General features: G+C 42.3%; 17 protein-coding genes and 3 tRNA genes. 14 read left to right on the top strand and 6 right to left on the bottom strand.

The genetic code is table 11. From position 1 onward, the window contains the following. Positions 1 to 13 precede the first annotated feature (13 nt). The 3 genes from CDG62_RS04105 to CDG62_RS04095 all read left to right on the top strand — a co-directional run bounded on the left by CDG62_RS04105 (position 14) and on the right by CDG62_RS04095 (position 1,536). Positions 14 to 89, top strand: a tRNA-Glu gene (locus CDG62_RS04105). Between the two features lie 152 nt (positions 90 to 241). Then, complete coding sequence (locus CDG62_RS04100) at positions 242 to 583, top strand: membrane protein (protein WP_010327661.1); 342 nt, start codon at positions 242 to 244, stop codon at positions 581 to 583. 149 nt (positions 584 to 732) lie between these two features. Continuing rightward, the gene (locus tag CDG62_RS04095; protein ID WP_087527284.1) at positions 733 to 1,536 is read left to right on the top strand and encodes a DUF4198 domain-containing protein; all 804 of its coding nucleotides are present in this window, start codon (positions 733 to 735) and stop codon (positions 1,534 to 1,536) included. 57 nt (positions 1,537 to 1,593) lie between these two features. Here the strand turns inward: CDG62_RS04095 and ettA are convergent, their stop codons facing one another. After that, positions 1,594 to 3,255, bottom strand: coding sequence for an energy-dependent translational throttle protein EttA (gene ettA, locus CDG62_RS04090; RefSeq protein WP_086209193.1), 1,662 nt, complete (start codon positions 3,253 to 3,255; stop codon positions 1,594 to 1,596). A gap of 296 nt (positions 3,256 to 3,551) precedes the next feature. On the opposite strand from ettA, the gene CDG62_RS04085 reads away from it, so the two are divergent. The 3 genes from CDG62_RS04085 (at position 3,552) to CDG62_RS04070 (ending at position 6,881) form a co-directional block, all read left to right on the top strand. Continuing rightward, positions 3,552 to 4,829: an O-acetylhomoserine aminocarboxypropyltransferase/cysteine synthase family protein gene (locus CDG62_RS04085; protein WP_087527283.1), complete on the top strand. Its 1,278-nt coding sequence runs from the start codon at positions 3,552 to 3,554 to the stop codon at positions 4,827 to 4,829. Between the two features lie 307 nt (positions 4,830 to 5,136). Next, positions 5,137 to 6,024: an SDR family NAD(P)-dependent oxidoreductase gene (locus CDG62_RS04080; RefSeq protein ID WP_087527282.1), complete on the top strand. Its 888-nt coding sequence runs from the start codon at positions 5,137 to 5,139 to the stop codon at positions 6,022 to 6,024. 539 nt (positions 6,025 to 6,563) lie between these two features. Further along, positions 6,564 to 6,881 (top strand): hypothetical protein, encoded by a 318-nt coding sequence (locus CDG62_RS04070; protein ID WP_087527280.1) that lies wholly within the window; start codon positions 6,564 to 6,566, stop codon positions 6,879 to 6,881. A gap of 57 nt (positions 6,882 to 6,938) precedes the next feature. On the opposite strand, the gene CDG62_RS04065 is transcribed toward CDG62_RS04070, so the two are convergent. Continuing rightward, positions 6,939 to 9,290 (bottom strand): Tex family protein, encoded by a 2,352-nt coding sequence (locus CDG62_RS04065; protein ID WP_087527279.1) that lies wholly within the window; start codon positions 9,288 to 9,290, stop codon positions 6,939 to 6,941. Between the two features lie 337 nt (positions 9,291 to 9,627). Here CDG62_RS04065 and ompR point away from each other — a divergent pair, with 337 nt between their 5' ends. The 4 genes from ompR (at position 9,628) to CDG62_RS04045 (ending at position 14,366) form a co-directional block, all read left to right on the top strand. After that, positions 9,628 to 10,392: a two-component system response regulator OmpR gene (ompR, locus tag CDG62_RS04060; RefSeq protein WP_004691545.1), complete on the top strand. Its 765-nt coding sequence runs from the start codon at positions 9,628 to 9,630 to the stop codon at positions 10,390 to 10,392. 241 nt (positions 10,393 to 10,633) lie between these two features. Beyond that, positions 10,634 to 12,094: an ATP-binding protein gene (locus CDG62_RS04055; protein ID WP_087527278.1), complete on the top strand. Its 1,461-nt coding sequence runs from the start codon at positions 10,634 to 10,636 to the stop codon at positions 12,092 to 12,094. A 206-nt stretch (positions 12,095 to 12,300) separates the two neighbouring features. Next, complete coding sequence (locus tag CDG62_RS04050; protein ID WP_087527277.1) at positions 12,301 to 13,818, top strand: acetyl-CoA hydrolase/transferase family protein; 1,518 nt, start codon at positions 12,301 to 12,303, stop codon at positions 13,816 to 13,818. A 128-nt stretch (positions 13,819 to 13,946) separates the two neighbouring features. Continuing rightward, entirely contained in the window at positions 13,947 to 14,366 is a 420-nt protein-coding gene (locus CDG62_RS04045) for a GNAT family acetyltransferase (protein WP_087527276.1), read from the top strand. Between the two features lie 10 nt (positions 14,367 to 14,376). Here the strand turns inward: CDG62_RS04045 and CDG62_RS04040 are convergent, their stop codons facing one another. The 4 genes from CDG62_RS04040 to CDG62_RS04025 all read right to left on the bottom strand — a co-directional run bounded on the left by CDG62_RS04040 (position 14,377) and on the right by CDG62_RS04025 (position 16,112). Beyond that, positions 14,377 to 15,129, bottom strand: coding sequence for a class I SAM-dependent methyltransferase (locus CDG62_RS04040; RefSeq protein WP_087527275.1), 753 nt, complete (start codon positions 15,127 to 15,129; stop codon positions 14,377 to 14,379). 142 nt (positions 15,130 to 15,271) lie between these two features. Next, positions 15,272 to 15,347: transfer RNA gene (locus CDG62_RS04035), tRNA-Phe, on the bottom strand. Between the two features lie 136 nt (positions 15,348 to 15,483). After that, positions 15,484 to 15,559, bottom strand: a tRNA-Phe gene (locus CDG62_RS04030). Between the two features lie 175 nt (positions 15,560 to 15,734). Continuing rightward, positions 15,735 to 16,112 (bottom strand): GNAT family N-acetyltransferase, encoded by a 378-nt coding sequence (locus tag CDG62_RS04025; protein WP_087527274.1) that lies wholly within the window; start codon positions 16,110 to 16,112, stop codon positions 15,735 to 15,737. A gap of 92 nt (positions 16,113 to 16,204) precedes the next feature. Here CDG62_RS04025 and hisB point away from each other — a divergent pair, with 92 nt between their 5' ends. From hisB to CDG62_RS04005, 4 genes are all read left to right on the top strand, one after another. Beyond that, on the top strand, positions 16,205 to 16,798 hold the full coding sequence (gene hisB / locus CDG62_RS04020) for an imidazoleglycerol-phosphate dehydratase HisB (RefSeq protein WP_004691554.1): 594 nt from the start codon (positions 16,205 to 16,207) through the stop codon (positions 16,796 to 16,798). Beyond that, on the top strand, positions 16,798 to 17,415 hold the full coding sequence (hisH, locus tag CDG62_RS04015) for an imidazole glycerol phosphate synthase subunit HisH (RefSeq protein WP_087527273.1): 618 nt from the start codon (positions 16,798 to 16,800) through the stop codon (positions 17,413 to 17,415). Before hisB ends, hisH begins: the two co-directional genes overlap by 1 nt. A 276-nt stretch (positions 17,416 to 17,691) precedes the next feature. Beyond that, the gene (locus tag CDG62_RS04010; protein WP_086209073.1) at positions 17,692 to 18,204 is read left to right on the top strand and encodes a DUF805 domain-containing protein; all 513 of its coding nucleotides are present in this window, start codon (positions 17,692 to 17,694) and stop codon (positions 18,202 to 18,204) included. Between the two features lie 112 nt (positions 18,205 to 18,316). Continuing rightward, entirely contained in the window at positions 18,317 to 18,985 is a 669-nt protein-coding gene (locus CDG62_RS04005; RefSeq protein ID WP_087527272.1) for a 3'-5' exonuclease, read from the top strand. Positions 18,986 to 19,002 lie beyond the last annotated feature (17 nt).

The following is a 19,002-nucleotide window of genomic DNA, read 5'->3' as shown; positions in this document are numbered from 1 at the left end:
GATGCCTCAATAAGTCCCTATCGTCTAGAGGCCTAGGACATCGCCCTTTCACGGCGGTAACCGGGGTTCGAATCCCCGTAGGGACGCCATATTTAAGATGGCAACATCTGGTAAAAAACCCAAGCATTATGACTTGGGTTTTTTATTGCCTCAAAATTATCAGCAATTCATTACCACGCTTTTTTGGCTTTCTGCTTTAATCCGATTAGAATACAGCATAGATTCGAATTTTGGAGTTGTAATGCAATATCGTTGTCCTCAATGTCAAAGCCCAAAAATTATGCCGGTTGCTCAAGCAGGAGCTCCAGCAACGCGTCCTGTTGTGCCTAAAAGTCTGGTTTTTTTGGTTCCAGCCATTTTTGTATTATTACTTTTGGTGCTCATTAGCATCGCAATGTGGCTATTTGGGGATGGCGCTGGCTCAACACTACAAATTGCAACGGTTGTCGTGTTTATCGTGTGTGTAATTGCGGGTTTCTTGTTTTACCGAGATCTTCCAGATTTTAAGATTTCAATGCAAGGCTTCATGCAGTCTCAGAAAAAATGGAAATGCCGTGAATGCGACCATGAGTGGGAAATCTAAGTTTTAACTTAGAACCCGCATCCAAAAAGGGAGTCTATGCGCTCCCTTTTTATCTACCTAAATAATAAATAATAATTATTATCACCTGTAAGTTTTTCTCGATATAATCAATAACCACATCTTACGAAATATTTTTAGGCCTAGTCTCTATGAAAAATGCTCTACTCTGCACACTCTTATTCTGTTCAGTGGCTCAAGCGCATGAACCCTATGTCGCTCCACTGGCGTATCACACCGAAAATACCCAAGTCCCTGTATTGAGCGCCTATGCAGAACAAGCCTTTCACCCTGAATATGCCCTAAAAGATATTTCATTCAGCGTTTTCCAGCCAAACCAAACACAGACTACGATTCAAGCACAGAAGCACTTAGAATCTGCAACCGCATTTGATCTTAAGCTAGCTGAAAAAGGCACCTATACCATTTTCGCCAAAACCTCATACCAAATTGAATATGTACAACATAATCATCAATGGAAAATATTTGCCGATGTCGCGGCAGACAAAGTCCCAGCCCTAAGCGAGCGTGACTATGTCATTCCAAGTGACTTTAAAAGAAAAGTGCCAAGCATGATCTCTACAGTTCGCGAATGGAGCATTCAAAGCTATGTGAGTAAAGACAGCACCTCACCTGTTGCTGTAACACCAGCCCCAATTCAAGTCGACTTCAAAACCCATCCAAACCAAATCACGGCGCAACAGCCAGTACAATTACAAATTATGCAAGCAGGCAAAGCTCTTGCACATGCAGAACTTATGGTTCGCGCTCAAGGTGAGTTTGAGCAGCAAGCGAAAAGTACACCTGTTGATGCACAAGGTAATGCCACGCTCACTTTTGAACAGGCTGGACAATACTTGATTGAAGTGAGCGAAAAGGTCGATGCCAAAGCAAAACCTAAAAATCAGTATTACACCATTATCAGCTTACAAGTGAATGCGCCTAAAACACCTTAAGAGGCAATGAATAAGCATAAAAAAACCAGCCCGAAGGCTGGTTTTTATTGGTTGAAATTAACCACCAATCTTTTTGTATTTAGTACGTTTTTGTACTGCATCTTCACCTAAACGCGCCAAGCGATATGCTTCATATTCCGCATAGTTACCTTCGTAGAACTCAGGTTGTTCATTTTCAAATGACAAGATATGCGTTGCAATACGGTCAAGGAACCAACGGTCATGCGATACCACCATCACTGTACCTGGGAAGACTAAAATTGCATCTTCCAATGCACGTAAAGTTTCAATATCCAAGTCGTTCGATGGCTCATCCAGTAGGATCACGTTCGCGCCCATTTGCAGGATTTTCGCCAACTGTAGACGGTTACGCTCACCACCTGACAACTCACCTACACGTTTCTGCTGGTCTTGACCCTTGAAGTTGAAACGACCGATGTAAGCACGCGATGCAATTTCATATTCGCCAATTCTTAAGATATCTAAACCGCCAGAAACTTCTTCCCACACAGTTTTGTTGTTATCTAAAGTATCGCGAATCTGACCGACATACGCCACTTTAACCGATTCACCTAAAGTCACCGTACCTGTATCAGGCTGCTGTTCGCCCGTCATCATACGGAATAAGGTGGTTTTACCTGCACCGTTCGGACCAACAATACCCACAATCGCAGTTGGTGGCACAGTAAAGCTTAAGTTTTCGTACAGTACGCGACCATCAAATGATTTGCTGATGCCTTCAACTTCAACCACTTTATTGCCTAGACGCGGGCCAGGTGGAATATAGATTTCTGAAGTTTCGTTACGTTGTTGGAACTCACGCGAGTTAAGCTCTTCAAAACGCTCCATACGCGCTTTGTTTTTCTTTTGCTGACCTTTCGCATTTGAACGAACCCATTCAAGTTCTTTTTTCAATGCTTTCGCAAAAGATTCTTCTTGCTTCTGCTCTTGCTCTAAACGGGCATTCTTTTGTTCTAACCAAGCAGAATAGTTGCCTTGATATGGAATGCCCATACCGCGGTCAAGCTCAAGAATCCATTCAGCGACGTTATCCAAGAAATAACGGTCGTGCGTAATCGCCACAATCGTGCCCGCAAAGTCTTTCAAGAAGCGCTCTAACCAAGATACAGATTCTGCATCCAAATGGTTCGTCGGTTCGTCAAGAAGTAACATATCTGGTTTAGAGAGCAATAAACGGCACAGTGCTACACGACGGCGTTCACCACCAGAAAGTAGTGTTACGTCTGCATCCCAAGCTGGAAGGTTCAACGCAGCAGCAGCTTGATCCATCTGGTTGCTAAGGTTATGTGCATCCCATGAATGGATAATGGCTTCTAATTTTTCTTGCTCTTTCGCTAATTTATCGAAATCAGCATCTTCAGCCGCATATTCAGCAAACACTTCATCCAAACGTGCTAAAGCATCAAGTGGTTCACGCAAACCATCTTCAACGTTACCACGTACATCTTTATTTGGATCTAAAGGTGGTTCTTGCTCTAGGTAGCCAATTTTGATACCCGGTTGCGCACGAGCTTCACCAGAGAAATCTTTGTCTACGCCAGCCATAATACGAAGCAAGGTTGACTTACCTGCACCGTTTAAACCTAGGACACCAATTTTAGCACCCGGGAAAAATGACAAAGAGATGTCTTTTAAGATTTCGCGCTTCGGCGGAACCATCTTAGACACTCGGTTCATCGTATAAATATATTGGGCCACGTAGGACTCCTCAATAGAAAAACCAAAAAATCGCAAAACAGCGAAAAAATATTTGCGGGCATTATACGATGAATGCGCTGAAAAAATAAGGCATTAAACCGATCTTCAATGCAATGTTACAACTTTCAGTGCGGTTATTTTTTAAACACCCTTTTTATCTCACTTTTCCACAGACAAGAAGCTGTTCGTAATTCATCTTTATGAATTTTTTAGATAAATATTCATTATTTTCACACTTTCACTCATATTCATTGATGGTAGACTGTGCAATATTTAACTCACGCAGATGAAGTCCCATGACCTATAAAGATGAAACTTTGGCTATCCATGCTGGTTATAGCCCCGAAGCCACCACCAAAGCAGTGGCCGTACCGATTTACCAAACCACCTCTTATGCCTTTGATAATACGCAACACGGCGCGGACCTATTTGACCTGAAAGTGCAAGGTAATATTTATACCCGAATTATGAACCCGACCACTGCGGTGCTAGAACAACGATTAGCCGCACTCGAAGGGGGCATTGGTGCGTTGGCCTTAGCCTCTGGCATGGCAGCCATTACTTATGCGATTCAGACGATTACCGAAGCGGGTGATAACATTGCTTCCGTATCGACCTTGTACGGTGGCACTTATAACCTGTTTGCCCACACTCTACCGAAACAAGGTATTGAAGTTCGTTTCTTTGATTATCAAGACCCTGAAGCCCTCCGCGGTTTAATTGATGAAAAAACCAAGTTGGTCTTTGTTGAATCCATTGGCAATCCACTCGGCAATATCATTGACCTAGAAGCGATTGCCAAAATCGCCCACGAATATGGTGTCCCTGTGGTGGTCGATAATACCGTTGCAACGCCTGCACTACTGAAACCCTTTGAATATGGGGCAGACATCGTGATTCATTCCCTGACCAAATATATTGGCGGGCATGGCAACTCGATTGGCGGTGCGATTATCGACAGTGGTAAGTTCCCTTGGGGCAATTATCCTGAGCGCTTTAAAGTGCTAAATACGCCAGATCCAAGTTATCACGGTGTGAATTATGTTGAAGCCTTAGGTGAAGCTGCTTATATCGCGCGTGCCCGCGTAGTGCCATTGCGTAATACTGGCGCTGCGATTAGTCCTTTAAGCGTGTTTTTGATTCTACAAGGCTTAGAAACGCTAAACCTACGTATGGAACGTCATACCTACAACGCACAGAAAGTGGCAGAATATTTACAAGCCCATCCCAAAGTGAAATGGGTCAACTATGCAGGCTTGAAAGATCATCCTCAACACGGCTTGGCACAAAAATATGTCAAAGGTCAGCCCTCTGCGATTTTATCCTTTGGCGTACAAGATGGCCGTGAAGGTGGTACCCGCTTTATTGACGCCCTACAACTCTTCACTCGCTTGGTCAATATTGGCGATGCCAAAAGTCTGGCCTGCCACCCTGCTACCACCACACATCGTCAACTGAATGAAGCTGAATTAAAGTCTGCTGGAGTAAGTCTTGATATGGTGCGTTTATCTGTAGGAATTGAACATATTGATGATTTGATTGCAGATTTAGAACAGGCATTGGCCCAAGTGTAAAATACAGACCGCCAAACTTAAAACCTCAATCACATGATTGAGGTTTTTTATACGCTTGTCTTTTATATTTATACCCTTTCACTTCGCTTGAATTCATGTTAAAAACAAGTAATTAGAACCAATAGAATAGAGTTTTTACTCTAAAATTATTTATTATTTCAATAACTTATGCCGTGATATTTTTAAGCAGTTTAGGTATTATACCGTGAAGGAAAGCCGCTACATTTCTCCGAAAATGTAGCCTAAATAATCGAATACAAAAACAGCCATAACCCTCAAATATTTGACTTAGATCAGGAATGATAACGTGAATTCAAGAATAGATAGACTTTTTAAAGAACGCGTAAATGGAAAAACCGTCTTAATTACAGGTGCTTCAAGTGGTATTGGTTTAACCGTCGCACACAAACTGGCTGATGCAGGAGCACACGTCCTTTTAGTTTCACGCACCAAAGAAACATTAGAAGAAGTTAAAGCAGAAATCGAAGCCAAAGGGGGTTCAGCCTCTGTTTTTCCATGCGACTTAAATGATTTAGACTCGATTGATGAAGTTTCTAAGCAGATTTTAGCATCAGTCGATCATATTGATATTTTAATTAATAATGCAGGTCGTTCAATCCGCCGCGCAGTGCACGAGTCAACGGAACGCTTCCACGACTTTGAACGCACCATGCAGCTCAATTACTTTGGTGCGGTACGTTTGGTCATGAACATCCTGCCGCAAATGATGATTCGCCGTGATGGGCATATTATTAATATTAGTTCGATTGGTGTATTAGCAAATGCCACCCGTTTCTCGGCGTATGTAGCATCTAAAGCTGCTTTGGATGCGTTCAGCCGTTGTCTCTCAGCCGAAGTACACTCACATAAAATTGCGATTACTTCGGTTTATATGCCTTTGGTACGCACCCCGATGATTGCACCGACAAAAATTTATAAATACGTCCCGACCCTTTCGCCTGAACAAGCAGCAGATCTGGTTGCTTATGCGATTGTGAAGCGTCCGAAGAAAGTCGCAACCAACTTAGGTCGTTTAGCATCGATCACTTATTCAATTGCACCAGACATCAACAATAAGCTGATGTCTATTGGTTATAACTTATTCCCAAGTTCTACTGCGTCGGTAGGTGAACCGCAAAAACTCAACTGGGTACAAAAAGCGTATGCACGCTTGTTCCCAGGTGAGCATTGGTAAGTTTTCTTACAATTTACCCAGCCTTTGATTAAAGGTTGGGGAACCAAACTTTCACTACTCTTTTATAGTTCTTAATATTCGCTTAAGAAAAAAAGCCCATCATGAAAGCAATTATAAAAAGGGGGAAAAAGAAATGCGGGCACTTTATTTATTCAAGCTTTTTTGCTTCATCTTTGTGGGAATCACTGCTTTTAATCTGTATACAGAACTTACCCGTTCTTATATTTCAATCTGGCAAGTGCTGATTCATGGCGGTTTGCTTATGATATTACTCGAATTTGGCTTTAAGAGCCAACGTGCGCCGCAACAGACAAGTGAAATACGCTCGCTAGAAACAGAAACTAGGGCAACCTCACACCCCTCAAGCATGTATAGCAATATTTTTTCAAAAATAGGTTTAATCTCAATTTTTTCTAGCCTAATCGCACAAAGCCTAATCAGTTAAGGCTCATACTTTTTTTGTGGGCAAAAGATAAAGACGACGTGACCCTTCTACTTTTTGTGTTATAAACAGCCGTCTTTTTTTATTTTGTGAATTTATGCGCGCTTTTACTTTCGTACTGCAATATGTATGTATCGCTTTTGCGATTTATCTCTGCTACCGAGTAGGCATTAGCCTGTATTTACAAGATTATGTGATGATGGATATCGTGGCCAATGTCGGGACGATTCTAATCTGTATCGATCTTGCTGTTTTTCTGTGGCATAGCCGCAGTACACAAGCCATAAGCCTCAAAGATTATGCGACGAGACTGGAACAACCCGCTCCAACTTTTGTCAAAGTTTGCCGAAAGCTTGGGCACTTTGGCATTATGCTGATTATCACCAGTTGGATCGTGCCCATCATCAACGGATAAAAGTAACCATAAAAAAACCTCCCACTTGGGAGGTTTTTTTTATTCAAATCCTAAAGATTACTTTGAACCTTTAATCCCTGCTTGAAGCAACAATGCACCTAAACCGCCAATTTTATTGTCTTGAGGTTTAGCTGTTTGCGGCTTCTTATTTGTTTGAGCGCGCTCGCCTTGCGGACGTGCTTGTTGTGGACGTTTACCTTGAGGTTTACGTTCACTACGCTCTGTATTTTCACGACGTGGTTGACGCGGAGCTTTAGGCGCTTCAGCACCTTCAGGACGCATCGATAAATTTACACGATTACGCTCTGCATCTACAGTGAGTACACGTACTTGCACAATTTGCCCCGGCTTCACCACTTTATGCGGATCTGCAACGAATTCATTGGCCAATTCTGAAATATGCACCAAACCGTCTTGGTGTACACCAACATCCACAAAAGCACCGAAGTTCGTCACATTGGTCACGACACCTTCAAGCTGCATACCTTCAGCTAGTTGAGCAACTTCTGTAATGTCTTCACGGAATTTTGCTGTACGGAACTCTGGACGCGGATCACGACCTGGTTTTTCCAATTCAGACAATACATCTTGAATGGTTGGTAAACCAAATTTCTCATCAGCAAATTCTTCAGCATTCACTTGACGAATGATTTCCGAGTTACCAATGATGTCTTTCACGGTCGTCGCTTTCGCTTCAACAATTTTACCGACCAGCGCATAAGACTCTGGGTGAACAGCAGAAGCATCCAGTGGCTCTGAACCATCTTGAATACGTAAGAAACCTGCCGCTTGTTCAAAAGTACGCTCGCCTAAACGTGGCACTTTCTTCAAATCTTGGCGGTTGTCAAAACGACCATTTTCTTTGCGGAAATCGACAATTTGCTGTGCAATCGACTTATTCAAACCTGCGATATAACCCAAAATAGCAGATGATGCAGTATTAACATCCACCCCCACCGAGTTCACACAGTCTTCAACCACCGCTTCAAGCGTTTTTGCCAAACCCGTTTGGTTCACATCGTGTTGATATTGACCCACACCAATCGATTTTGGATCAATTTTTACTAGCTCAGCCAATGGATCTTGTAAACGACGTGCAATCGACACTGCACCACGAATCGACACATCTAGCTCTGGTAACTCCGCAGAAGCCAACTCAGACGCTGAATAAACTGAAGCACCCGCTTCAGATACAGAAACACGGGTCAGTTTTAAATCACTGTTTGCAGCCATCATTTCAGCCACAACGCTTTCTGTTTCACGGCTTGCTGTACCATTGCCAATGGCAATCAGGTCAACATTGAACTCGCGACATAAACGCGCCAGTTCTGCAATTGAACCCGCTTTATCTTCTTTAGGTGCAAATGGATAAATCGTGCTATGTGCAAGTACATCACCCGATGCATTCACCACAGCCAATTTCACTCCTGTACGGATGCCTGGATCTACACCTAAGGTTGTACGTGCACCCGCAGGAGCAGACAACAATAAATGACGTAAGTTTTCAGCGAAAACATCCATGGCTTCAGATTCAGCTGCAAGACGTTTTTCAGTGAGTAACGAATGTTCGATACTTGGACGAACCTTGCCTAACCAGAACAATTTAGCTGTTTGTTTTAAGTAATCTTGACGTGCTTGCGGCTGTGCAGTTTCAAGGCTGTATTCAGTTTCAATACGTGCCAATGGTGCATCATCTTCGCCATCAACTTTTAAACCTAAAACGTTTTCTTGACGACCACGTAACATCGCCAATAAACGATGTGATGGGACTTTGTTTAAATTTTCAGAAAAGTCGAAGTAATCACGGAACTTTTTGCCAACTTCTTTTTTCTCATCACTTGCCACTAAACTTTTTAAAGTGGCTGTTTTTGCAAACATTGCCTTAAGTTCAGTTGTCAGTGCAATATTTTGCGCCCAGTCATCAATTAAAATATGTTGAATCGCATCCAATTGGCTTTCCAAATCTGGGTATTCTTCATGACTAAAACCCGCCAATGCTTCACTTGGCTCAACTGCTTCTTGAAAGATTTTTTCTGCAATTGGACCTAAGCCCGCTTCTTTTGCTTTAAACGATTTACTGGTACGCTTTGGGCGATATGGCGCGTAAATTTCTTCTAAAGCATTTTTGGTTTCAGCAGCATTTACACGTGCCAATAAATCATCAGACAATTTGTCTTGTTCTTTTAATGATTCAATTACCTTTTCGCGACGTTCAAATAAGTCACGTAAATAAGCCAAACGTGTATCGAGCTGACGTAACTGCGCATCATCTAAGCCTTGCGTGACTTCTTTACGGTAACGCGCAATAAATGGAACGCTAGCACCTTCATCAATCAACTTGATGGCAGCCTCAATTTGATTTGGACGTACGGCAATTTCTTTTGCCAACTGCTGAACTAAGTCAGTCATCGTATGTGATCCCACAAGGATATGTACTAAAAGCCATGATTATAAAGACCAAGACTATAAAATCCACAACTGTTTTTATTAATTTAATGGCTTAAATGTGACATATTTCAGGCAAATTTCATAAATCCATCTCATTTTCAGTGTTAAATCTTATTTTTAGGTATTCTTTGCCATTTTTTTCTATGGGCTAAGATGTATACATTTGGTATCTATGTCTTGATTTTACCTGCAATATTTGTTGCTTTAGAGCATAGTAAAGACATACAAATGAGTCGTATACTCAAAGACTATCCCGACTTTTGTTTACGATGACAATAAAGAATAAAGGAGCACTTCAATGAGTTTAGTTGTACCTGCTGAAAAAACAGATGCTGTACATAGCGACGCTGATCGCGTTGAACGCATTTTAGTGGTAGATGACGATGTGCGTTTACGTACGCTACTTCAACGCTTTTTAGAAGATAAAGGCTTTGTGGTGAAAACAGCGCATGACGCAACCCAAATGGATCGTCTCTTACAGCGCGAACTGTTTTCACTGATTGTGCTCGACTTCATGCTCCCTGTTGAAGATGGTTTAAGTATCTGCCGTCGTCTACGCCAATCCAATATTGATACACCTATTATTATGCTTACCGCACGTGGCAGTGACTCAGACCGTATTGCAGGTCTAGAAGCGGGTGCAGATGACTATTTACCAAAACCATTTAATCCAAATGAGTTGTTAGCACGTATTCGTGCTGTACTACGCCGTCAAGTCCGTGAAGTTCCAGGCGCACCAAGCCAACAAATGGAAGTGGTCAGCTTTGGGCCATGGTCACTTGATTTATCAACACGCACCCTAACGCGTGAAGGTCAAGTCGTAACCCTAACTACAGGTGAGTTTGCAGTACTGAAAGCCTTGGTACAACATCCACGTGAGCCTTTGACTCGCGACAAATTGATGAACCTTGCGCGTGGCCGTGAATGGGGTGCAATGGAACGTTCGATTGATGTTCAAGTATCTCGCCTACGTCGCCTGGTAGAAGAAAACCCTGCTCGTGCGCGTTATATCCAAACCGTTTGGGGTGTGGGTTATGTCTTTGTTCCAGATGGCGCGGAATAATCAGTTCCAATAATGTAAACGTTCACCGAACTTATTGTCCCTAAAAGCCATTCGTTGCTGTTTGAGCCAATTTAACTTTCAAGGCTCGTCAACTTTAATTGCGAGTTCAGCGAATGGCAAAAGTTTTGGTTACTTTTTAAAAAGTAACAGAACGAGCTCCTTCTATTACTGATAAATACGGTAAGACTCCACCGTGTATATTTCAGTAATATTGATAAAAAATAGTCCACAGGAAGCTGGCGTGAAACTCGAACCCATCGACCCTCAAAAATTTACAGATTACGAAGCTTACTCAGAGAGAAAGCGCACGCGTTGGGAACGGTTTCTCGACAAAATTAAGCCACGCTCTGCTGCCATGCGTACCACTGTCCTTGTTCTGTTTGTGGTGTTCTTTAGCTTGTTCATGTCTTTGTGGTTCTTTTGGCGCACCTTATATCTTCCAGAAATCCAACAACATGCTCGTTATCTTGCTGTTGAAATAGAAATTCTCAACAACCCCGATTTACGGATTTATCATCAAAATACTGAAGTCGATGTCGATGACTGGCTAAGAAGCCGCGTCGGGATTGAATATGTCACCAACCCCAAAGAATATCCAAATGTCAAAGACAAGGTGATTGCTGAATTCTTTACCAACCAAATTGAAGCCAAGCTCGCCAAAGAGCTCAATGTAGAACATGCTACAGTTTATTTTCAATTTAAACCGAGCCCGCGCATTTGGATTCAAACGCCTGAAATGAACGGTAACTGGGTCCGCGAACCACTGAAAACCTATGCCAACTACAGCCCTGAATTAATTTTCGGCTGGTTACTTGGCGTACCGCTTATTGCAGCAGCCATTATTTTAACCTTAGTTCGTCAGCTCAATCGCCCACTGCGTCGTCTGCAAAATGCCGCAAACAGCTATAGTAAAACAGGCACAGCGCCGTATTTAGAGACCAATCACGGCCCTCAAGAAATCCGTGAGGTCAATCAGGCTTTTAACCACATGATCTATACCTTAGATCAAACTGAACGTGACCGTCGAATTATGTTGGCAGGGATTTCCCACGACTTACGTACACCATTGACCCGTATCCGACTTAGTGCGGAAATGATGCCCGATGATGATTTTTTAAAAGAAGGTCTGATTTATGATGTCGAGGACATGGATGCGATCTTAAATCAGTTCATTTCCTATATGCGCGACGGTTCAGATGAGGAAATCCAAGACACCGATTTAAATATACTGTTACAAGAATTGGTGGTGCAGTTCAAACCTCTAGATATTCGTTTTGACGCAACAGAACTTCCCATTATTCAAGCACGCAGTTTATCTCTCAAACGTCTAATCGGTAATCTCATCAATAATTCAAAACGTTATGGTGCTGAACCTATTGAACTCTCCGCAACACTTGAAAATGAACACATTTTAATTAGCGTAGCAGATCATGGCGAAGGGATCCCAGAAGACCAAATTGAAGAGCTCATGCAACCTTTTGTCCGTGGTAATGAAGCCCGAACCGTACAAGGTAGTGGCTTAGGTCTCGCCATTGTGAAGCGAATTGTGGATATTCACCAAGGTCAACTGACTATTCATAATCGGGAACAAGGCGGTCTTGAAGCGATTATTTCGCTGCCACTTCATCACAATCAAGATGCTGAAATTTCAAGCAATAACCCACTCGAAAAATTAAAGCAAACCTTAGTTGAGCATTTTTAAACTTTGTACAATAGTTGATCAAATGATTTTGTTCAACTATTCAACAATTTAATTTTACCAAATATATTTCAAACACTTACAAATCATCAGAAAAGCTTATACCCACATTTTTTCAAAAAATTAGACCTTAGCCTAACAGGTATGCACAATGTCGTTCTTGATCGGTACAATCGGTGCCAGATCCAGAATATTAACGAGAGTAAACCATGTCTTTAGATCGTATCCGTTTAGCTTCACTTCACGATAAAGTCATCAGTGCAGAAGAAGCGTCTGCTTTTATTGAAGATGGCATGACTGTAGGGATGAGTGGCTTCACTCGTGCAGGCGAAGCAAAAGCTGTACCTTTGGCATTGGTTAAACGTGCACACACAAATCCTTTAAAAATCACACTAATTACAGGCGCTTCTTTAGGTAATGACCTAGACAAGCAATTGACTGAAGCGGGTGTATTGGCACGTCGTTTACCATTCCAAGTGGACAACACTTTACGTAAAGCCATCAACAATGGCGAAGTGATGTTCATTGACCAACATTTGTCTGAAACTGTTGAGCAAATGCGTAACCTTCAGTTGAAAAAACCAGATGTAGCAATCATTGAAGCGGTTGCAGTCACTGAAGATGGCGGCATCATTCCAACAACGTCGGTAGGTAACTCTGCAAGCTTCGCAATTTTTGCTGAGAAAGTGATTGTTGAAATCAACACCAACTTAAGCCCAGCATTTGAAGGCTTACACGACATCTATATTCCAACTTACCGCCCAACACGCCAACCGATTCCACTAACTCAAGTCGATGAGCGTATTGGTACACATGCGATCAATATCGACCCTGCAAAAATCGTCGGTATCGTTATCAACAATGACTTGCACGACTCTCCATCAACGGTAACTGCACCAGATGATGAAACTCAAGGCATTGCAGACCACTTAATCGCCTTCTTTGAAAAAGAAGTGGCTGAAGAGCGTTTACCGAAAAACTTAGGCCCATTACAAGCAGGGATTGGCTCAATTGCCAATGCTGTACTTACAGGTCTTAAAGATTCAAACTTCGAAGACCTCGTCATGTACTCAGAAGTACTGCAAGACTGTACTTTCGAATTGATTGATGCAGGTAAAATGAAGTTTGCTTCAGGTTCATCAATTACCCTTTCAGCTAAATATGGCGAGAAAGTATTTAACAACCTTGAAGCCTACAAAGATAAGTTGGTTTTACGTCCGCAAGAGATTTCAAACCACCCTGAATTGGTTCGTCGTTTAGGTATTATCGGCATCAACACTGCACTTGAATTTGACATTTACGGTAACGTGAACTCAACTCACGTTTGCGGTACGAAGATGATGAACGGTATTGGTGGTTCAGGTGACTTCGCACGTAATGCGCACCTTGCGATCTTCGTGACCAAATCAATTGCGAAAGGTGGCGACATCTCTTCAATCGTACCGTTTGCATCGCACATCGATCACGCAGAACATGATGTTGACATCCTGGTAACAGAACAAGGTTTAGCAGATCTTCGTGGTTTAGCACCACGTGAACGTGCTCGTGCGATTATCGACAACTGTGCACACCCAATGTACCGTGATGCCTTAAATGACTACTTTGATCGTTCATGTGCAAAAGGTGGTCATACACCTCACCTTCTACGTGAAGCGTTGTCTTGGCATTCTAACTTTGAAGAAACAGGCCACATGCTTCCTGTTCAAGCAGAAGCAAAATCGGCTTAATTCAAAGCTCTAAAAAACGCCCAGTTGGGCGTTTTTTTATATCTGATGAAAAGTGTAATAAAACGCTTATCAAAATAAAAAAACTCAATTAATCTAAAGGCATCCAAAAAAATAAAAATGCCAAGCTCATGTTCATTATTCGCCCCTATCTCGAAACAGATTTAGAAGACGTCATTGCACTTTGGGAGTTATGCGACCTCACTCGCCCTTGGAACAACCCTGAAATTGATATTTTTAGAAAAACCGCGCAAAAAGATGGTTTATTTTTATTGGCCGTTAAAGATGAACAACTCCTCGCAACCTTGATGGGTGGTTATGATGGCCATCGCGGCTGGATTAATTATTTGGCAGTACATCCACACTTTCAACGCAATGGGGTCGCAACTGCACTCATACAGCAGCTTGAGAAGCGCCTGATTGCGTTAGGCTGTCCCAAACTACAACTGCTTGTACGTAAAGAAAACATCGACGTGCAAAGCTTCTATGAGCAATTGGGCTATGAGGAAATCGAAGTCGTATGCTTTGGTAAACGTCTGATTGCCGATTAAGCTCAGACACTCAATGCGCCGATACAGGTAGGCGACCCAATCTTAAAAAAATTGGAAATTTAAGCTCAAAAACTTGGTTCACGTGATCATCCAACGCAAAAAATGCTTTGAACTCATATAAGGGGTCATCTGAATTTTTCGCTCGATAATGTTTCAGTGCAGACCATGTGCTTAAATAATCTAACAATTGAGCAGCAGACCATTGAAATGACATCGACAATTCAGGTGTTGTTATTTTTTTAAATGGAAAAGGAATGGTTTGATAGCCCTCGTCTATATATCGTCGTTCTGCATCCCAATAGCCCTTCAAAGTCTTAAAATAAAGTCGCTCAATGCAGCCCTGTAACTCAGGATGCTGTAACTGAATTAAACCATAGCCAATGACCGCCAAAATTCCCTCAGGCCGTAAAGTCCGCCGCACTTCTGCATAAAACCCATCAAAGTCAAACCAATGAATGGCTTGGGCCACCGTGATTAAATCAAAACTCTGTTCAGCAAAACTGGTGTGCTCTGCAGACTGGACTTGATAACTGACATTTTCAAAATAAGGTGCATGCTGCAACTGATGCGCACTGATATCTGTCGCCACCACGGCATCAAAATAAGGCACCAACAATTGAGTCAATTGCCCCGATCCTGCACCACAGTCCCATGCGAATTGAGGCGTCGCTACATGCTTGAGTATTTCTTGGATCAAACTCGCTGGATAACGTGGCCGTGCGAGTTGATAAAGCTGACTTCCTGATGAAAAGCGGTCTTTCATAAGCCATTCTCTGTCTTATTTTTGACTCAAAATTAGCACATTATCCAAGAGCCGAAGCGTGATTTTGTCCAACATCTTATATGATCGCACTTTTTATACGACAAAAAAAAGTCTCAAATATTGTTTGAGACTTTTTTAAATATGGTGGCGAGACCCAGGATCGAACTGGGGACACACGGATTTTCAATCCGTTGCTCTACCTACTGAGCTATCACGCCGATGCCGTGTATTAAGCCGTATCTCAGATGAATAGTCAATAAAAATCATCACTTTTTTATTTGATCGGATAAATTTCAGGCAAAAAAAATCCCTGATGGGATCAGGGATTGAAATCTTTAAATAAGATTTTGAATATGGTGGCGAGACCCAGGATCGAACTGGGGACACACGGATTTTCAATCCGTTGCTCTACCTACTGAGCTATCACGCCGATGTCGCGTATTAAACAGTTTAAGCGAAGCAGCGTCAAGTCCGTTTTCAAAAAAATCTTTTGAGTGTTTACTTTTACAGCAAACCTAGCACACTTCGTATAATTTTTGCACTGAAAGCACATCACTATGGCTATTCATGAAAAAAATCAGCCCAAAGTTTGCTTTAAAATAAGCTTAAATTTTACCAATATGCTCTAAGCAACGGTGAATCGCACCACAACCCGGTTCGAATACTTTGACACCTTTTGCTTCTTCCATACGGCAGACTTCTTCAACCAGTCGTTCCGCAACCCCTCGTCCACGGTTTGCAGGATGTACCACGATGTATTCTAAAGTTTTATTTTCACCCTGCCCACTACACCAAAGTGCACCAATGACTTTAGTATTAAATTCTGCGGTATAAAGTAAGGTATACTGAGCCAGATTCTGCTCAAGTTGTTCTACGGCATCATGCCCATCGCCAAATTCAGGACTGGTGTCGTACAGTCGCTCTAGCTGGCTGCGCAACTCTTCTTTTTCTAGTGAAGTATAAGCGTGTACGGTAATAGGCATTGATAAACCCTCCTGAGCAATCTAATATGCGGTGACTTCGTTACGGCGAAACATTTTACATCAATTATTTGACGTCTTTGAGGAACGTGTCTATGACAGAACGTATCAGTGAAGTGGTAAGAAATACCAACGAAACCAAAATTCGAGTTCGTGTAAACCTCGATGGTACGGGTCAAGGCACGCTCAACACAGGTATTCCCTTTTTAGATCATATGATTGATCAAATCAAGCGACATGGCTTATTTGATATTGATATTGAATGTGATGGCGACTTGGAAATTGATGATCACCACACGGTTGAAGACTGTGGTATCACACTTGGACAGGCTTTTGCCAAAGCTTTAGGTGACAAAAAAGGTTTGCGTCGTTATGGTCATTTTTATGCACCTTTAGATGAATCTTTGAGCCGTGCTGTGGTGGACTTATCAGGCCGCCCAGGTTTATTTATGGATATTCCATTTACCCGCGCCATGATTGGTCGTTTTGATGTGGATCTATTCTCTGAGTTTTTCCAAGGCTTTGTGAACCATGCGCTCATGACGGTGCACATTGACAACCTCAAAGGTAAAAACAGTCACCACCAAATTGAAAGTGTGTTCAAGGCTTTTGCCCGTGCGCTTCGTATGGCCTGTGAAATTGACCCACGTGCAACCAACACCATTGCTTCAACCAAAGGTAGCTTGTAATGACCCGTATTGCCCTTCTTGACTATGGTATGGGTAACCTACACTCAGCAGCAAAAGCGCTTGAACATGTCGGTGCAACAGTCGATGTGACCAATGACCCTAAACTGATTGCTCAGGCCGATAAAATTGTCTTCCCTGGCGTAGGCGCCATGCGTGACTGTATGCAAGGCATGCATGAAGCAGGGATTGATGAAGTCGTTCGTCATGCGGCATTTAATAAACCTGTCTTGGCGATCTGTGTCGGCATGCAAGCGCTGATGCAACGCTCTGAAGAAAACGGCGGTGTCGATGCTCTCGGTATTTTTGAAGGATCGGTAAGACTTTTTCCAGATGTAGACGGCTTAAAAGTACCACACATGGGCTGGAACCAAGTTCATCAAGCTGACCCAAGCCACCCAATGTGGAAAGACATTGAACAAGATGCACGTTTTTACTTTGTTCACAGCTTCTATGTTGAACCGAAGAATAGCGACATTGTGGCTGCAACTTGTGACTATGGTTTAGAGTTCTGTACCGCGATTCATCAAGAAAATTTATTTGCAACACAGTTCCACCCTGAAAAAAGTCATACCGCAGGTTTGCAACTGCTAAAAAACTTTGTGGAATGGAAAATTTAATTTATCTCTACATCTGTTGTAGTAAAAAGCTCAACTTCGGTTGGGCTTTTTTATTCACGATTCACTCAACTTCGGTAATACCGCAAAAATGCTGTGCATAAGCTTTCATCTTTTTTACTATCCCCTTAGCCTGTAAATTTTTGATTTAAAACACACTAACATATTCAGCCTTGTCGTAATGACTTTCCATTGTCACCAAATTTGATTATGATTTGCCTGCTTTTTAGACATTTTTATTTATAAAAAATTTAATTTACAACGATAAGGTAAGTCACTATGACTCAATATGTACAAGAATCTGCGCTGAACGCCGCAGGTCGCTTCGGACGTTTTTCATATCTCGCATGGAACTGCCTCCTTGCCATCGTCGCTGTGATTATCATTGGTATTTTTGCCGTGATTTTTCCAACGACTTTCATCAACATGGAAACAGGCAACTTTGGTGGCGGCATGATTTTTCTTGCTGTGATTTATATAGCAATTTTCTATTTCACCTTCGTATTTACCATTCGTCGCCTACATGACCGCAACCATACGGGCTGGTTATCGCTGCTAATGCTGGTACCTCTTGCTAACGTGATCTTAATGCTTTACCTGATTTTTGCACCAGGTGATGATCGTAGCAATAGCTATGGTTCGCCACGCCCAACCGCAGGTTGGGAAACAATTCTAGCGTGGATTTATATCCTGCTATTTGTCGTTGGTATTTTAGCAGCAATTGCTTTGCCTTCTTATCAAAGCTATATACTGCGTGCCAATCAATCACAGATCGAAATGCAACAGCAATAAAAATGCATTCTGTTATCTTGGATTGTACTTAAAACCTGCTTCTTGCAGGTTTTATTTTGCCTTTAAAATCAAAAACCACTAGTCTGAGATAAAAGCATGCCTCAGATATAACATGAATAATTCCCTACCCAGTCTCCCTATCCCCAACAAAGAACACATTCGAATTTTGCCTCGTTTTCAAAATTTGCCAATGCAAGCGATTCATGTCATTCAGAACGTAGAACAGTGTGAAGCCATTCGCACTGAACTGGAACAGATTGCCATCTTCGGTTTTGATAGCGAGTCCAAACCGACCTTTCAAGTGGGAGAAGTCTCTACTGGGCCACATCTCATTCAACTGGCCAGCGTCGAGCGTGCTTATTTGTTTCAAATGAGCCCACCCATTTGGAGTTTTCTTGCGCCATTTTTGGCGAATCCCGTCCAACTCAAAGTGGGTTTTGGTTTAAAAAATGATGCCCATCTGTTCCGCAAAAAAGGCTTTGAGCTAAATGGTATCGTTGAGCTGTCAAAATGCTTTGCCAGCTTTGGGTTGAGCAACCCTGTTGGCATTAAAAATGCCATCGCCCTGCTGTTTCAACTCAACTTCCCGAAAAGCAAAAAGGTCAGCACCTCAAATTGGGCAAGGAAAGTCCTTACGCCTGAACAAATTGACTATGCTGCTGCCGATGCCTATGCCGCATTGTTGGTTTTTGAAGAATTGCGGCATTTAGAACAACTACCGAAAGAGATTTTGCAAAAACTGGAAAATATCATAAAACCTCCTCGTCATGAAAAGCTGTAACAGGTGCTTAGAAAATT

Origin of the sequence: Acinetobacter sp. WCHA55, from assembly GCF_002165305.2 — a bacterium.
GTDB lineage: Bacteria > Pseudomonadota > Gammaproteobacteria > Pseudomonadales > Moraxellaceae > Acinetobacter.
The sequence above is the reverse complement of the archived record's forward strand: the minus strand, read 5'-3'. Positions and strand labels throughout refer to the sequence as shown.

Coding starts and splice junctions, on each gene's coding strand:
- CDG62_RS04100 (WP_010327661.1), top strand. CDS start 242: ATGCAATATCGTTGTCCTCAATGTCAAAGCCCAAAAATTATGCCGGTT.
- CDG62_RS04095 (WP_087527284.1), top strand. CDS start 733: ATGAAAAATGCTCTACTCTGCACACTCTTATTCTGTTCAGTGGCTCAA.
- CDG62_RS04085 (WP_087527283.1), top strand. CDS start 3,552: ATGACCTATAAAGATGAAACTTTGGCTATCCATGCTGGTTATAGCCCC.
- CDG62_RS04070 (WP_087527280.1), top strand. CDS start 6,564: ATGCGCGCTTTTACTTTCGTACTGCAATATGTATGTATCGCTTTTGCG.
- CDG62_RS04065 (WP_087527279.1), bottom strand. CDS start 9,290: ATGACTGACTTAGTTCAGCAGTTGGCAAAAGAAATTGCCGTACGTCCA.
- ompR (WP_004691545.1), top strand. CDS start 9,628: ATGAGTTTAGTTGTACCTGCTGAAAAAACAGATGCTGTACATAGCGAC.
- CDG62_RS04050 (WP_087527277.1), top strand. CDS start 12,301: ATGTCTTTAGATCGTATCCGTTTAGCTTCACTTCACGATAAAGTCATC.
- CDG62_RS04045 (WP_087527276.1), top strand. CDS start 13,947: ATGTTCATTATTCGCCCCTATCTCGAAACAGATTTAGAAGACGTCATT.
- CDG62_RS04040 (WP_087527275.1), bottom strand. CDS start 15,129: ATGAAAGACCGCTTTTCATCAGGAAGTCAGCTTTATCAACTCGCACGG.
- CDG62_RS04025 (WP_087527274.1), bottom strand. CDS start 16,112: ATGCCTATTACCGTACACGCTTATACTTCACTAGAAAAAGAAGAGTTG.
- hisB (WP_004691554.1), top strand. CDS start 16,205: ATGACAGAACGTATCAGTGAAGTGGTAAGAAATACCAACGAAACCAAA.
- hisH (WP_087527273.1), top strand. CDS start 16,798: ATGACCCGTATTGCCCTTCTTGACTATGGTATGGGTAACCTACACTCA.
- CDG62_RS04010 (WP_086209073.1), top strand. CDS start 17,692: ATGACTCAATATGTACAAGAATCTGCGCTGAACGCCGCAGGTCGCTTC.
- CDG62_RS04005 (WP_087527272.1), top strand. CDS start 18,317: ATGAATAATTCCCTACCCAGTCTCCCTATCCCCAACAAAGAACACATT.